A 14,526-nucleotide genomic window follows, 5' to 3' on the forward strand; every position below is an offset into this window, starting at 1 on the left:
AGAATTAAGTGCAGGCTGTCCTAACTTTGAGGAGGCTACCTTATATTCGGGTCACCGAAAACTCCTACCCAGAGCGGCGATTTTGACTGATGAGCAGTGAATTCCGGACCGACCACGACGATGACCTGGCACGCGGCTTCGTGCCGTTCCCCGAAGACCGGGCCGAGGTCTATCGGCAGGCCGGGTACTGGACCGGCCGGCCCCTGGATTCCATCCTGACCGACGCCGCCGCGGCCTGGCCGGACCGCCCGGCAATCATCGACTCGGCGCAGACCTACACCTTCGCCGAGTTGGACGCGGCTGCCGACCGGGCCGCCGCAGGGCTGGCCCGCGTGGGCATCCGGCCGGGCGACCGGGTGCTGCTGCAACTGCCGAACTCCTGCCAGTTCGCCGTTGCCCTGTTCGGGCTCCTGCGCGCGGGAGCCGTGCCGGTGATGTGCCTGACCGGGCACCGGACCGCCGAGCTCGGCCACTTCGCGAAGGTCAGCGGCGCGGTGGCACTCATCGTGGCCGACCAGGCCGGCGGGTTCGACTACCGGGACATGGCCGCCACCCTGGTCGACGAGCACCCCGCCCTGCGCCACGTGCTCGTCGACGGGGACCCCGGGCCGTTCCTCGCGTGGTCCTCGGTCTGCGCGGACACCGGCCCGCGGGTCGACCGGGGACCGGTGGACCCCGCGCTGCCGGCGCTGCTGCTGGTCTCCGGCGGCACCACCGGCCTGCCCAAGCTGATCGCCCGCACCCACGACGACTACGTGTACAACGCCACCGCATGCGCCCAGGCCTGCGAGATGACCGGCGACGACGCCTACCTGGTGGCATTGCCGGCCGGGCACAACTTCCCGCTGGCGTGTCCCGGCCTGTTGGGCTCGATGACCGTCGGTGCGCCCACGGTGTTCACCGCCGACCCCAGCCCGGAGAACGCGTTCGCGCTGATCGACAAACACCAGATCACCGTGACCGGCCTGGTCAACGCGCTCGCGAAATTGTGGGCGCAGGCCTGCGAATGGGAACCGGTACTGCCGACCTCACTGCGGTTCGTGCAGGTCGGCGGTTCCCGGATGAGCCCGGAGGACGCCCGGTTCATCCTCGAGCGGCTCACGCCCGGGATGTCGCAGATCTTCGGCATGGCCGAGGGAATGTTGAACTTCACCCGGCCCGGCGACCCCGAGGACGTCGTCGTGCACACCCAGGGTCGGCGGATGTCCCCGCACGACGAGATGCGCGTCGTCGACGAGGACGGCAACGACGTCGCCCCCGGGGAAGAGGGCGAGCTGCTCGTGCGCGGGCCCTACACCCTCAACGGGTACTACCGCGACGACGACGCCAACGCCCGCGCCTTCTCCCCCGACGGCTTCTACCGCACCGGCGACCGGGTGCGCATCTTCACCGACGGTGCGCGCGCCGGCTACGTCGAGGTCACCGGCCGGATCAAGGACGTCATCCACCGCGGCGGGGAGACGGTGTCGGCGACCGACCTCGAGGACCACCTGCACACCCATCCCGCCATCTACAGCGCCGCCGCGGTCGCACTCCCCGACGAGTACCTCGGCGAGAAGATCTGCGCCGCCGTGGTTTTCCGGGGTAAACCGATCAGCCTGGCCGACCTCAACGCGTTCCTCGACGAGCGCGGCGCCTCCACCCACGCGCGGCCCGACGTGCTCGTCCCCGTGCCGTCGCTACCCCTGACCGCGGTCGGCAAGGTCGACAAGAAGCAGCTGGCGGCCAGCCTGGTTTGAGCCCCGCTCACGCGGTTATGCGGCGGGCATGAAGCTCGACGCTCTCGCCACCGAGATCGACGCGCTGCGCGGCGACCTCGCCTCCGCCGAGAAGGTGTGGGAACCGTGGGCGGCCCACGTCGCGCCCCGGCATCGCCGCAGCGCGCAGAACATGATCCACTACTGGGCCATCCGCCAGCACGACCTGCGCTATCTGCAGCAGCGGCTCTCCGAGGCCGGTCTGTCGTCGCTGGGCCGCTGTGAATCCCACGTGCAGGCCACCCTGGACCTGATCTCCGCGGCGCTCACGGCGATGCGCGGCGGCGAGTACCGCGCGCCGACCGAGGCCGCGGTCAGTGTCACCGAGGGCCCGGAGCTGTTGGCCCACCGCGCCGACGAACTGCTGGGCCCGCCCCGCGACGAACGTTCCGTGCGGATCATGGTGACCCTGCCCAGCGAGGCAGCCCACGACCGCACGCTGGTCACCGACCTGGTGGCCGCCGGGATGGACGTCGCGAGGATCAACTGCGCGCACGACGACGCCACCGCCTGGCGTGCGATGGCCGCACACGTGCGCGCCGCGGACCCGTCGTGCCTGGTGGCGATGGACCTCGCAGGACCCAAGCTGCGCACCGGCCGCATCGAGCACCCCGACGGCGCGCTGCGCCTCGGCCCCGGCGACCGGTTGCGCCTAATGCCCGAGGAGCGCGACGCCCCGTCCGGTCAGGACGACATGCCGTGCGTCGGGGTCACGTTGCCCGAACTGTTCGACCACGTCGGTGCTGGCGACGCGATCTTCTTCGACGACGGGAAACTCGGTGGTGTGGTCGAGTCGGTGGACCCCGACGCACTGACCGTACGCATCTCCCATCCCGGGCAGGGCACCGCAAAGCTCAAGAGCGGCAAGGGCATCAACGTACCCGACACCGAGCTGTCGATCTCGGCGGTGACCGACAAGGACGTCGAGGACCTGGCGACGATCGTCGACATCGCCGACATCGTCGAGGTGTCGTTCGTCCAGGATCCCGACGATGTGCTGCGACTGATCGACGAACTCGACCGCCGCGACGCCGATGCCCTCGGGGTGGTCCTCAAGATCGAGACGCGCCAGGCGTTCGCCAAGCTGCCGCAACTCCTGCTCACCGCGATGCGCCGCCGCCGGGTGGGCGTCATGGTCGCGCGCGGTGACCTCGCCGTGGAGGTGGGTTACGAACGCATGGCCGAGATCCAGGAGGAGATGCTGTGGTTGTGCGAGGCCTCGCATCTGCCGGTGCTGTGGGCCACGCAGGTGTTGGAGCGGCTGGCCAAGAAGGGTCAGCCGACGCGGGCGGAGGTGTCCGACGCCGCGATGGGTGTACGCGCCGAGTGCGTGATGCTCAACAAGGGCCCCTACATCACCGACGCGGTCAGCGCGCTGGACAGCATCCTGCGGCGCATGGAGGCCCACACCTACAAGAAGCGCAGCCTCCTGCGCACGCTGCGGTCATGGCGACCCGACGCGTCCACGCTCCCCCGCGCCTGATGCCGCTCCGTCGGTCGCCGAGAGCATCTCGACGATCCGTGCGCTGACCGCCGCGGCGCTGGGGTGCTCCCACAGCAGCGTCGGCGGAAGCGTCAGGCCGGTCCGCTTCTCCAGCGCCCGCCGCAGCGCGACGGTCATGATCGAGTCCACGCCGGTCTCGATCAGCGGCACCCGCGGATCGACATCGGCATGGTGCACGCCCAGTTCGGCGGCCACCACGTCGATGACCTGATCGGACACCCACTGCTCGACGTCCTCGTCGCCGGGGCCCACCGTCACCCCGTCCTCGAGGGTCTCCTCGCGCGCCGGCGCTACGGCGGCGAGCATCGGGACGGCCGCGGCCTCGGGAAGTACCGGCAGCACAACGGTATTCGGGTCGTCGCGACGCATCGCGGCGTCCAGCGCCCGCATCGCGTCGTCCGCCCCGACCGTGCCCATGCCGAGCGCCTCCAGCTGCGCGGCGATGTATCCCGACGCCGAACCCATGCCCATGCCCCGCCACGCCGTCCAGGCGACCGCGACGGTCCGGTCGCCGCGCGCATGCCGGTGGCGCGCGAACGCGTCGAGGTAGGCGTTGGCGCACGCGTAGGCGCCCTGGCCGGGGAACCCGGCCAGATACCCGCACGAGGAGTACAGCACCATCCAGTCCAGCACTCCGGGCGGGAACACCTCGTCGAGCATCATCGCGCCGTCGACCTTCGGCCGCATCGCGGCGCGGATGTCGTCTGCCGTCGTGTTCATCAGCAGCGCACCGGCTTCCACGCCCGCCGCATGCACCACGCCACGCACCGGCGGCAGTTGCGCCAACAACTCCCGCAACCGCGTCGCGGCGTCGGATGCGGCCACGTCGACCGCGGCCACGTGCACGCTGACTCCGCGTTCCTCGAGCGCGGTGATCGCGCCGATGAGCTGCTGGTCCGGGTGGCCGGGCCAGTCGCGGCGGGGCGGAATCCCCCTGCGGGACAACAGGACCAGGCGCCGGGCGCCGAGGTCGGTCAGGCGCGACGCGATGTGCAGCCCGAGCGCACCGGTGCCCCCGGTGATCAGATACGTGCCGGCCGGCGTGCAGGTCATCGGCGTGGCGGCACCGGGCTCGGCATGGGTCAGTTGCGCGGTCATCGCCACACCGCCGCGCACCACCACCACACCGTGCCCGGGCAGGTCACACAGCACGGCCGCCGGCAGGGTGGCGTCGGGGGCCAGGTCCAGCACACCTCCCCACGCCTCGGGATGTTCGGCGGCGGCGACCCGGGCCAGACCCCACAGCGGCGCGTGGACGAGAGCGTCCCCCTCGTGGACGCCGCGCGTCAGCACCCACAACCGGACCCCGGCCGTCAGATTCGGCATCTGCCGGCAGGCGTCGAGGACGAGTTCGGCCACCGCCTCGGGGGCGGCATGTCGCGGTGGCGCCAGCAGCACCACCGACCCGGGGGCCGCCGCGGAGATCTGCGCGATCTCCGAGCAGCGTCGGCTGGTGACCCCGGATCCGGCGAGATCGGCGGCCAGCGCATCGGTTTCGGCGTCGTCTCCGACGAGCACGACCTCGGTGGGACGCATCTGCGGATCGAACGCGATCTCGCGCCACTGCAGACGGTGGACCATCCGCGAGGTGTCCGGACCGCCGGGGTTCTCCAGTTCCTCGAACGTCATCGCGCTGATCGCCGCGCGCACCACCCCGGACTCGTCGGCGATCGCCACGTCGGTGCTGGTGCCGCCGCGGTGCCGGATGTGCAGCAACGCCACCGCGGGCGGCGCTGCCGCGACCTGGACGGCGCCGATGCGGGCCGGCATCCGCAGCCGCGCCGGCCCGTCGAAGATCGTCGACGCGGCCGAGGTCGCCGCGTCGAGCAGGCCGGCCCACGTCGCGGGTTTCGATCCGTCCGCGTGGGCCGCGACCCGGACCAGCATTTCGCCGTCCCCGCAACAGATCTCGCGGATCTGCCAATCGAATCCCATCGCCGCGACACCCACACCGGCCAGCGCGTCGACGACATGGCCGGGCGGCAGAGCCTTCGCGCAGCGGCGCCACAGCGCGTCCTCCAGCCTGGCCCCGATGGTGCTGTCGGCGACGATGCCGTCGGCGGCGACGACGGCGCTGCTGTGGGTCAGCCACCCGCCGCCCGTGTCCTCGGTGTCGTCGGTCAGCCGCGAGGAGAGCCGCAACTCGCCGTCCTGGCGCACCACCTGGATGTCGCGCTCGCGGGCGGGCGCGACCGGGGTGCGAAGGTGGACGTCGGTCAGCGCGCCACCCGCCGCGGTCAGGAAGGTGTTCAGTAGCACCGCCGCCGGCACGATCTCGGTCTGCTGCACCGGATGATCGCCGGGATAGGGGCGGTTGGACATGTCCAGGCGGGTCTGCCACATCCGGGCCGGGACGGCCCCGGTCACCTCGGTCATGCCGCCCAGCAGGGTGTGGGAGTCGACGTCGTGCAGGGCGCGGGTGCCCGGCGGAGGCGTCGGGGTGCGCCAGAACCTGCGGTGTTGCCATTGGGTTCCGGGCAGGTCCGGCATCCACGGGCCGGCGGCGGTGTAGCCGTGCGCCACCGGCGCGCCGTGACAGTAGAGGGCGCCCAGCGCCGCACCGATGGCTCTGCGCTCGGGCTGGTCGCGGCGCAGCACCGGCACCACGGCGTAACTGTCGGGTTGTACGTCGTATCCGAGGTGCCCCAGCGTCTCGGCGATGGAATGGGCCACCACGGGATGCGGGGACACCTCCAGGAACAACCGGTGTCCGTCCTCGGCGGCGGCCGTCACGGCCTCGGCGAAGCGTACCCGGCCACGCAGGTTGGTCGCCCAGTACTGCGGGCCGCGCTGATCATTGGACCGCGGGTCACACAAGGCGGTGGTGTACAACGGGATTCGCGCCGACCCCGGTACGGGCAGCTCGCCGACCAGGCGCGCGAGTTCGGCGGTCAGCGCGTCCATGGCGGGGCTGTGGAACGCGACGTCGGTGTTGACGCGACGCGCCATCATCCCCTCGCCGCTCCACCGGTCGATGACGGCCTCCACCGCGGCGAGAGCACCGGAGATCACCGTGGACTGCGGCGAGGCGCTGATCGCGGCGACGACGTCGTCGTCACCGGCCAACCGTTCGGCGGCCTCCTCGAAAGGCAGGCGCACCAACGCCATTGCGCCCTGGCCGGCGACGTGCCGGAATCCGCGGGCTCGGTAGCAGGCCACCGCCGCGCCGTGGGTCAGGTCGAACACACCGGAGACTACGCAGGCGGCGACCTCGCCGACGGAGTGACCGATGACAGCGGCCGGCGTGACGCCCCGGGCGCTCAGCACCGCGGCCAGACCGACCTGCATCGCGAACGTCAACGCCTGCACCTGGTCGGTCCCGCCGAGGTTCTCGGCGGTGAGGGCCTCGCGGGCACTGAAGCCCAGTTCCCGACCGAACACCTCGTCGACGGTGTCGATGGTGGCGGCGAAGGCGGGTTCGGTGACCAGCAGTTCCCGTCCCATGCCGGCCCAGTGGGAACCGTGACCGGAGAACACCCAGACCGCACCCGTCTCGGCGCCGGGCAGGACCCTGCCGGTGACCAGGCGCGGGTCGCGCCCGTCGAGGGTCAACGTCTCCAGGGCGGCGACGACCGCCTCCGCGCGTGGCCGACCGGTCAGGCCCTCGGTCACCACCGCGGCGCGCACCGGTTCGGCGGAGCGCCGGGTCCACAGCGTGGCCGCGATGCGGTCGACGTCCACCTCGGCGTCCTGCAGGTGCTCGGCCAGTGCGGCCGCCTGCCGGATCAGACGCTCCTCCGAACGCCCGGACAGGGGAAGGAAACTCGCTGCGGGAATTCGGATTTCGACGGCCGGCGCGGCCGGCGCCTCCTCGAGCAGGAGGTGGGCGATGGTGCCGCCGTAGCCGTAGCTGCACACCGCGGCACGGCGTGGGGCAGACCCGCGCGGCCACGCCTCGATCTCGGTGGGCACCCGCAGGCCGCTGCCGTCCCAGTCGATCGCGGTGCTGAGCTTGCGCACACCCGCGGTCGGCGGCAGCGTCTCGTGGTGCAGCGCCAACACCGTCTTGATCAGTCCGATCACCCCGGCGCCGCCCTCGAGGTGTCCGGTGTTCGGCTTGACCGACCCGATCGCGCACGGCCGCTCGGCGCGCCCGGCGCCGTATACCGCGGAGAGGGCCGCGACCTCGATCGGGTCCCCTGTGGGCGTGCCGGTGCCGTGCGCCTCGACGTAGTCGACGCTGTCCGGCGCGATCCCGGCGCTCTCGCAGGCCCGGCGGAAAAGTTCCTGCTGGGCTTGCCCGTTGGGGCTCATGATCCCGACCGTGCGGCCGTCCTGGGCGACTGCGCCACCGCGGATGACCGCGAACACGCGGTCGCCGTCGCGCAGCGCGTCGGAGAGCCGTTTGAGGACGACGACACCGGCGCCCTCGCCGCGGCCGTAGCCGTCGGCGGCGTCGTCGAACGTCTTGCACCGCCCGTCCGGCGCAGTGGCACCGGCGACGTCGAGCACGCGGGTCAGCCCCGGCCCGATCAGCGCGCTCACACCCCCGGCCAGCACCAAGGACGACTCGCCGTCGCGCAGCAGCTGGCACCCCTGGTGCACGGCCACCAAGGACGCCGCGCACGCCGCGTCCAGCGCGACACTGGGTCCGCGCAGATCGAGCAGGTGTGACACCCGGTTGGCCACCCCGCACAGCGAGGTGCCGATCCCGGTCCAGGCTTCGATGCCGTCGAGATCCTCCATCAGCAGCTTGCCGTAGTCGTCGGAGTTGACGCCCATCAGCACCGCGGTGTCGGTCCCGGCCAGCGAGCGCGGAGCGATACCGGCATGCTCGAGCGCCTCCCAGGACACCTCGACGGCCAGGCGCTGCTGCGGATCCATCAGTTCGGCCTCGCGCGGGGACACCCCGAAGAAGTCGGCGTCGAAGCCGTCGAGATCGTCGAGGAAGGTGCCCCAGGGTGTGGTGGCCTGGAGGACCGCCGCGTTGCGCGGGTCGCGGTGCAGGTACGGCTCCCAGCGCTCAGCGGGGACCTCACGTACCGCGCTGCCGCCGTCGAGGAGGAACGACCAGAACTGGTCGACGGTGTGGATGTCGCCCGCCACTCGGCAACCGATGCCGACGACGGCGATCGGCTCCGGAGCCCGGCTCAGCGACACGTCGGCAGGCATGGCCGGACCACCCGTGGCGCCGACGAGATGTGGCTAGGCTGCCCTAACTGACGCATGCGCGTCATCTTGGCACAACGCATGCACAATCAGGAATCCACCTCGGGCCCCGAGGTTTGCTCAGACCCGCGGCGGCGGTTGCGCACCGGGATCGTCGGGATCCACCTCGACCGCGTACGACGTGATCGCGGCGATCTGCTCGCCGTCGAACTCGTAGATCGCGCAGCTGGCCACCGCGGTCATCCCGTCCGGACGCACGTAGCGCACCAGGGTGTCGACGGCGACGACGTCGCGATCTCCGACGGTCACGCGTCGGTCGAACTCCACCCGGGCACCCTCCAGACTGACCGAGGTGTCCCGGCAGGTGCGACGGACGGCATCGGCGCCCTCGAGGACCATGCCACCGACGATCGTCCACTTCACGTTCGGGGCCAGGTGGTCCAGCGCCTCGTCGAACCGGTGCTCGGAGAAGGCCAGCGCCACGGCGACCGGATCGATTGACATGACCCGACCGTAGCGTCCATCAGATCGGCACGGTATGAGTAGACATATGGAGCTGTCCGGGATCGGGTTGTGGAGTTCGCAGTTGCGCTACGGGAACCCGGGGGAGGCGGCCGAAGCAGCAGCCGAACTCGACGGTCTCGGTTACACCGCCCTGTGGATCCCCGACGTCGGCGGCCCCGTCCTCGACTCCGTCGAGAACCTGCTCGCCGCCACCCAGAAAACGGTGATCGCCACGGGCATCCTCAATCTCTGGATGCACGAACCCGGCGAGGTCGCCGACCGGTACGCCGCCCTGACCGACGCCCACGGCGAACGCTTCCTGCTCGGTATCGGCTGCAGCCACGCGCCGCTGATCGATTCCCAGGAACCCGGCCGCTACCGCAAGCCCCTGGCCGCGACGAAGGCATTCCTCGACGGCCTCGACGCCGCCGCCAAGCCGGTACCCGAGAGCAACCGGGTGCTCGCCGCGCTGGGCCCGAAGATGTTGCAGCTGTCCGCCGAACGCGCGCGCGGCGCGCATCCGTACCTGACCACACCCGAACACACCCGGCAGGCCCGCGAGGTGCTCGGCGACGGACCGCTGCTGCTGCCCGAGCAGGGCGTCATCCTGACCACCGACCGCGACGAGGCCCGCGCCATCGGAACCGATTGGCTGCGTTCGTATCTCGCCTTGCCGAACTACGCCAACAACCTGCTGCGGCTGGGCTTCACCGAAGAGGACCTGACCACGGTCAGCGACCGCGTGTTCGACGCGCTGCTGGCCTGGGGGGACGAGGACACCATCCGGCGCCGCGTCGACGAGCATCGCCAGGCCGGCGCCGACCATGTGTGCGTCCAGGTGCTGACCACCGACCCGCGCGAGTTCCCGCGCGAACAGTGGCGCCGGCTGGCCGACGCCCTGCTGTAGGTCAGTCCAGCAGCGAGCGCACCACCGCGTCGGCGAGCAGCCGGCCGCGGTCGGTGAGCACCAGCGCGTCACCGTCGGCGCGCAGCAGACCATCGGCGACCATGGTCTCGGCGCGCCGCCGTTCCCGCTCCGAGAGCACGGCGTACGGCAGGCCACTGCGCAGCCGCACCCGCAGCATCACGTCCTCGACGTGCACGGTGTCGGGGTCGAGGCTCTCCAGGCCGGCGACCGGCAGCCGGTCGGCGGCCAACATGTCGGCGTAGGTGGCGGGATGCTTGACGTTCCACCAGCGGGTGGCCGCGACGTGGCCGTGCGCGCCCGGCCCGGCGCCCCACCACTGTCCGCCCGTCCAGTAGCCCAGGTTGTGCCGGCATTCGCCGCCCGGGCGGCTCCAGTTCGACACCTCGTACCAGTCGAATCCCGCGTCGCCGAGATACCGGTCGATCAGTTCGTAGCGCCGCGCGGCGACGTCGTCGTCGGGCACGGGCACCTCCCCGCGACGGATCCGGCGGGCCAAGGCGGTGCCGTCCTCGACGATCAGGGCGTAGGCCGAGACGTGGTCGACCCCGGCATCGAGCACCGCGTCCAGGGAGCGGCGCAGGTCGTCGTCGCTCTCCCCCGGTGTGCCGTAGATCAGGTCGAGGTTGACGTGGTCGAAGCCGGCGTGGCGGGCTTCCTTCGCCGCCTCGACCGCGCGCCTCGGTGAATGCACCCGGTCGAGCACCCGCAGCACGTGCGGTGCGGTCGACTGCATGCCCAGCGACACCCGCGTATAGCCGGCGGCGCGCAGCCCGGCGAAGAACTCCGGCGACGTCGACTCCGGATTGGCCTCGGTGGTCACCTCGGCGTCGGGCGCCAACGGGAAGTGCGCCCGCACCGCGTCGAGGACCCCGGCCAGGCCGGCCGCCCCCAGCAACGACGGGGTGCCACCGCCGACGAACACCGACGACGCCGGGGGTACCTCGCCCAGGTGCGCGGCAGCCAACCGCAACTCGGTCCGTAACGCCTCCGACCAGCCGTCGGGGCTGGCGCCGCCGAGTTCGGCCGCGGTGTAGGTGTTGAAGTCGCAGTACCCGCACCGCGTCGCGCAGAACGGGACGTGGACGTAGAGTCCGAACGGCCGATCCGGGGCCGCCGCCATCGTGGGCAGAGCCACCGGCTCAGCCTCGTGCACAGCGCCGACCGACATGCCCACCAGTGTGGCAGAGCGACTTCTACTCAGCCCGAGCGCAAATATGGGCCGGTTAGGGGCATCGGCGGTGTTCGTGGCACAATGGCCGACGTGATCGACGCCCGCATCCTGCCTACCCGCACCGTTCTGGTAGCTCGGCGTCACATCGACTTCAAGCGCGTCTGCACGTGCTGTTGTCTGCCTTGTTGCGCCTGATCCAGGTCCCAGCCCACCCCCCACCCTCCCAGCTGGCCGCCGGATCTGCGCCGCCGGACAGCCCCCGGTGAAACGCGCGGTCCGAACGCCGGCTCCAACTGAGAGCCACATCATGACCACAGCCAAGACACCCCCCGCCAAACCAGCCAAGCGTCAGCGCGGCGAAGGCCAGTGGGCGCTGGGCTTCCGCGAGCCGCTCAACGCCAACGAGCAGTTCAAGAAGGACGACAACCCGCTCAACGTGCGGGCCCGCATCGAGAGCATCTACGCCCACACCGGCTTCGACGGCATCGACAAGAACGACCTGCGCGGCCGGTTCCGCTGGATGGGTCTCTACACCCAGCGCAAGCCGGGCTACGACGGCACCTGGACCGGCGACGACAACACCGACATGCTCGAGGACTCGCACTTCATGATGCGGGTGCGCTGCGACGGCCAGCCCCTCTCGGCGCAGGCCCTGCGCACCCTCGGTGAGATCTCCACGGAGTTCGCGCGCGACACCGCCGACATCTCCGACCGGATGAACCTGCAGTACCACTGGCTGCGCATCGAGGACGTCCCGGAGGTCTGGCGTCGCCTCGACGAGGTCGGGCTGCAGACCACCGAGGCGTGCGGCGACTGCCCGCGCGGCATGCTCGGTTCGCCGCTGGCCGGCCTGTCCCTCGACGAGGTGCTCGACCCGACCCCCGCGCTCGACGAGATCGTGCGCCGCTACATCGGCAACCCCGAGTACTCCAACCTGCCGCGCAAGTTCAAGACCGCGATCTCCGGGCTGCAGGACGTCGCCCACGAGGTCAACGACGTCTCGTTCATCGGGGTCAACCACCCCGAGCACGGGCCGGGTCTGGACCTGTGGGTCGGTGGCGGGCTGTCGACCAACCCGATGCTGGCCCAGCGGGTCGGGGTGTGGGTGCCGCTCGACGAGGTGCCCGACGTGTGGGAGGCCGTCACTGCGGCGTTCCGCGACTACGGCTACCGCCGGCTGCGCTCCAAGGCCCGGCTGAAGTTCCTGATCAAGGACTGGGGCGTAAAAAAGTTCAGGGAAGTTCTCGAACAGGAATACCTGCACCGTCCCTTACTGGACGGGCCCGCGCCGGAGCCGGTGAAGCACCCGATCGACCACGTCGGGGTGCAGAAGCTCAAGAACGGCCTGAACGCGATCGGCATCGCGCCGATCGCCGGGCGCGTGTCGGGCACGATCCTGTCGGCCGTGGCCGACCTGATGGATCAGGCCGAAGGCGTCACCGCGAGCTTCACCCCGTACCAGAAGCTGATCCTGCGCAACGTGCCCGACGACAAGGTCGACCTGATCACCGCGGGACTCGACCGACTGGGCCTGCAGTGGCAGCCGTCGCACTGGCGGCGAAACCTGATGGCCTGCACCGGCATCGAGTTCTGCAAGCTGTCGTTCACCGAGACCCGGGTGCGGGCGCAGAGTCTGGTGCCGGAGCTGGAGAAGCGGCTCGAGGACATCAACGCCCAACTCGACGTGCCGATCACCATCAACATCAACGGCTGCCCGAACTCGTGCGCCCGGATCCAGGTCGCCGACATCGGGTTCAAGGGCCAGATGGTCGACGACGGCAACGGCCCCGAGGAGGGCTTCCAGGTCCACCTTGGCGGCAGCCTGGGCCTCGACAGCGGGTTCGGCCGCAAGCTGCGCCAGCACAAGGTGCTGTCCACCGAGCTCGGCGACTACATCGACCGTGTCGTGCGCAACTTCGTGAAACAACGCGAGCAGGGTGAGCGTTTCGCTACGTGGGCGTTGCGGGCCGACGAAGCCGACTTGCGATGAGCCGCTTGCGCGAAGAGCAGAGACTTGCGATGAGCCGCTTGCGCGAAGAGCAGGAACCGAGGTAGGGCGCATGAGTGACACGCTGACCGACATCGATCTGCAGCAGCTGGCCGAGCGCGGGGCAGCCGAGCTGGGTCCGGACGCCACTGCGCAGGAGCTGCTTGAGTGGACCGACCGTAATTTCGCCGGCAACTACATCGTCGCGTCGAACATGCAGGACGCGGTGCTGGTGGACCTGGCGACGAAGGTGCGCCCGGGCGTGGACGTGCTGTTCCTCGACACCGGCTACCACTTCGCCGAGACCATCGGGACACGCGACGCGGTCGAAGCCGTCTACGACGTCAACATCGTCAACGTGCGTCCCGAGCACACCGTCACCGAGCAGGACGCGCTGCTGGGACGCAACCTGTTCGAGCGCGACGCCAACGAGTGCTGCCGGCTGCGCAAGGTGGAGCCGCTGACGAAGTCGCTGCAGGGTTATGCGGCATGGGTCACCGGCATCCGCCGCGTCGAGGCCCCCACCCGGGCCAACGCGCCGCTGATCAGCTGGGACAGCGCGTTCGGGTTGGTGAAGATCAACCCGATCGCGGCCTGGACCGACGAGGACATGCAGAACTACATCGATACCCACGGTGTGCTGGTCAACCCGCTGGTCGACGAGGGATATCCGTCGATCGGCTGCGCCCCGTGCACGAGGAAACCGATCCCCGGCGCGGATCCGCGCAGCGGCCGGTGGGCCGGCCAGGGCAAGATCGAATGCGGGTTGCACGCCTCTTGAGCACGTTGGTGTTGACGGCGCACGGCAGCGCCGATCCCCGCTCCGCGGTGACCGTCCGGTTGATCGCCGACTGCGCGCGCCGCCTGCGGCCCGGTCTCGACATCCGGGTGGCGTTCTGCGAGAACAGCACGCCGAACCTGCGCGACGTGCTCGCCGCGGTGCGGCCCGGCCACGCCGTGGTGGTGCCGTTGCTGCTCGCCGATGCGTACCACGCCCGCGTCGACATCCCGGCGATGATCGACGAGGTCGGGGTGCCGGTCCGGCAGGCCGGCGTGCTCGGGGAGGATGACCGGTTGATTCACGTGCTGCGGCAACGACTGGAGCACGCCGGGGTGTCGCGCCTAGACTCCCAGGTCGGGGTGCTGGTGACCGCCGTCGGGTCGTCGCGACCGGAGGCCAATGCGCGTACCGCGACGGTGGCGCGCGAGCTCACCTTGACCACCCGCTGGTCGGCCACGACGGCGTTCGCGACCGGACCGCACGCGAACCTGGCGCAGGCCGCCCAGGATCTCCGCGCGCGCGGAGCGCATCGCCTGGTGGTCGCCCCGTGGTTCCTCGCCCACGGCCGCATCACCGACCGCATCGCCGATTTCGCTGCCGCACAAGGCATTCCGATGTCGGCGCCGCTGGGTGCGCACCGGCAGGTGGCCGAGACGGTACTGGACCGCTTCGACGCGGCGACGGCCGTGTCCGCCGCAGCCTGACGCGCATCGGTACAGTCACCGTCATCAGATTCGTCGCATTCGACCGAACCAGGACTTGATGCCTCCTCATAGACCCGAGGC

Annotated in this window: 10 protein-coding genes; 7 read left to right on the forward strand and 3 right to left on the reverse strand. The window is 70.7% G+C overall.

Translation table 11 applies throughout. From position 1 onward, the window contains the following. The first annotated feature begins 89 nt into the window (after positions 1–89). Together ACAG25_RS01550 and ACAG25_RS01555 are read left to right on the forward strand one after the other, a co-directional pair. A complete protein-coding gene (locus ACAG25_RS01550; RefSeq protein WP_370486526.1) occupies positions 90–1,739 on the forward strand; it encodes a (2,3-dihydroxybenzoyl)adenylate synthase in 1,650 nt (549 codons plus the stop codon). A gap of 28 nt (positions 1,740–1,767) precedes the next feature. Beyond that, positions 1,768–3,240: a pyruvate kinase gene (locus ACAG25_RS01555; RefSeq protein WP_370486527.1), complete on the forward strand. Its 1,473-nt coding sequence runs from the start codon at positions 1,768–1,770 to the stop codon at positions 3,238–3,240. Here ACAG25_RS01555 and ACAG25_RS01560 read toward each other — a convergent pair. After that, on the reverse strand, positions 3,202–8,373 hold the full coding sequence (locus ACAG25_RS01560) for a beta-ketoacyl synthase N-terminal-like domain-containing protein (RefSeq protein WP_370486528.1): 5,172 nt from the start codon (positions 8,371–8,373) through the stop codon (positions 3,202–3,204). The two genes, ACAG25_RS01555 and ACAG25_RS01560, sit on opposite strands and share 39 nt — an antisense overlap. Before the next feature lie 117 nt (positions 8,374–8,490). Beyond that, a complete protein-coding gene (locus ACAG25_RS01565) occupies positions 8,491–8,874 on the reverse strand; it encodes a nuclear transport factor 2 family protein (protein WP_370486529.1) in 384 nt (127 codons plus the stop codon). A 46-nt stretch (positions 8,875–8,920) separates the two neighbouring features. On the opposite strand from ACAG25_RS01565, the gene ACAG25_RS01570 reads away from it, so the two are divergent. Next, the gene (locus tag ACAG25_RS01570; RefSeq protein ID WP_370486835.1) at positions 8,921–9,781 is read left to right on the forward strand and encodes an LLM class F420-dependent oxidoreductase; all 861 of its coding nucleotides are present in this window, start codon (positions 8,921–8,923) and stop codon (positions 9,779–9,781) included. A gap of 1 nt (position 9,782) precedes the next feature. Here ACAG25_RS01570 and hemW read toward each other — a convergent pair whose 3' ends face one another. Beyond that, positions 9,783–10,970: a radical SAM family heme chaperone HemW gene (hemW, locus tag ACAG25_RS01575; protein WP_370486530.1), complete on the reverse strand. Its 1,188-nt coding sequence runs from the start codon at positions 10,968–10,970 to the stop codon at positions 9,783–9,785. An 84-nt stretch (positions 10,971–11,054) separates the two neighbouring features. Between hemW and ACAG25_RS01580 the strand changes: the two genes are divergently transcribed. The 4 genes from ACAG25_RS01580 (at position 11,055) to ACAG25_RS01595 (ending at position 14,445) form a co-directional block, all read left to right on the forward strand. Beyond that, positions 11,055–11,168: an Ms4527A family Cys-rich leader peptide gene (locus tag ACAG25_RS01580; protein ID WP_370486531.1), complete on the forward strand. Its 114-nt coding sequence runs from the start codon at positions 11,055–11,057 to the stop codon at positions 11,166–11,168. Positions 11,169–11,280: 112 nt separating this feature from the next. Then, positions 11,281–12,963, forward strand: coding sequence for a nitrite/sulfite reductase (locus ACAG25_RS01585; RefSeq protein ID WP_370486532.1), 1,683 nt, complete (start codon positions 11,281–11,283; stop codon positions 12,961–12,963). Between the two features lie 70 nt (positions 12,964–13,033). Beyond that, positions 13,034–13,741, forward strand: coding sequence for a phosphoadenylyl-sulfate reductase (locus ACAG25_RS01590; protein ID WP_370486533.1), 708 nt, complete (start codon positions 13,034–13,036; stop codon positions 13,739–13,741). Then, positions 13,720–14,445, forward strand: a complete 726-nt coding sequence (locus tag ACAG25_RS01595) for a sirohydrochlorin chelatase (protein ID WP_370486534.1) — start codon at positions 13,720–13,722, stop codon at positions 14,443–14,445. The genes ACAG25_RS01590 and ACAG25_RS01595 overlap by 22 nt, the downstream gene beginning before the upstream one ends. Positions 14,446–14,526 lie beyond the last annotated feature (81 nt).

This window comes from Mycobacterium sp. pV006 (assembly GCF_041287115.1).
In the GTDB taxonomy this organism is placed as follows: Bacteria; Actinomycetota; Actinomycetes; order Mycobacteriales; family Mycobacteriaceae; genus Mycobacterium.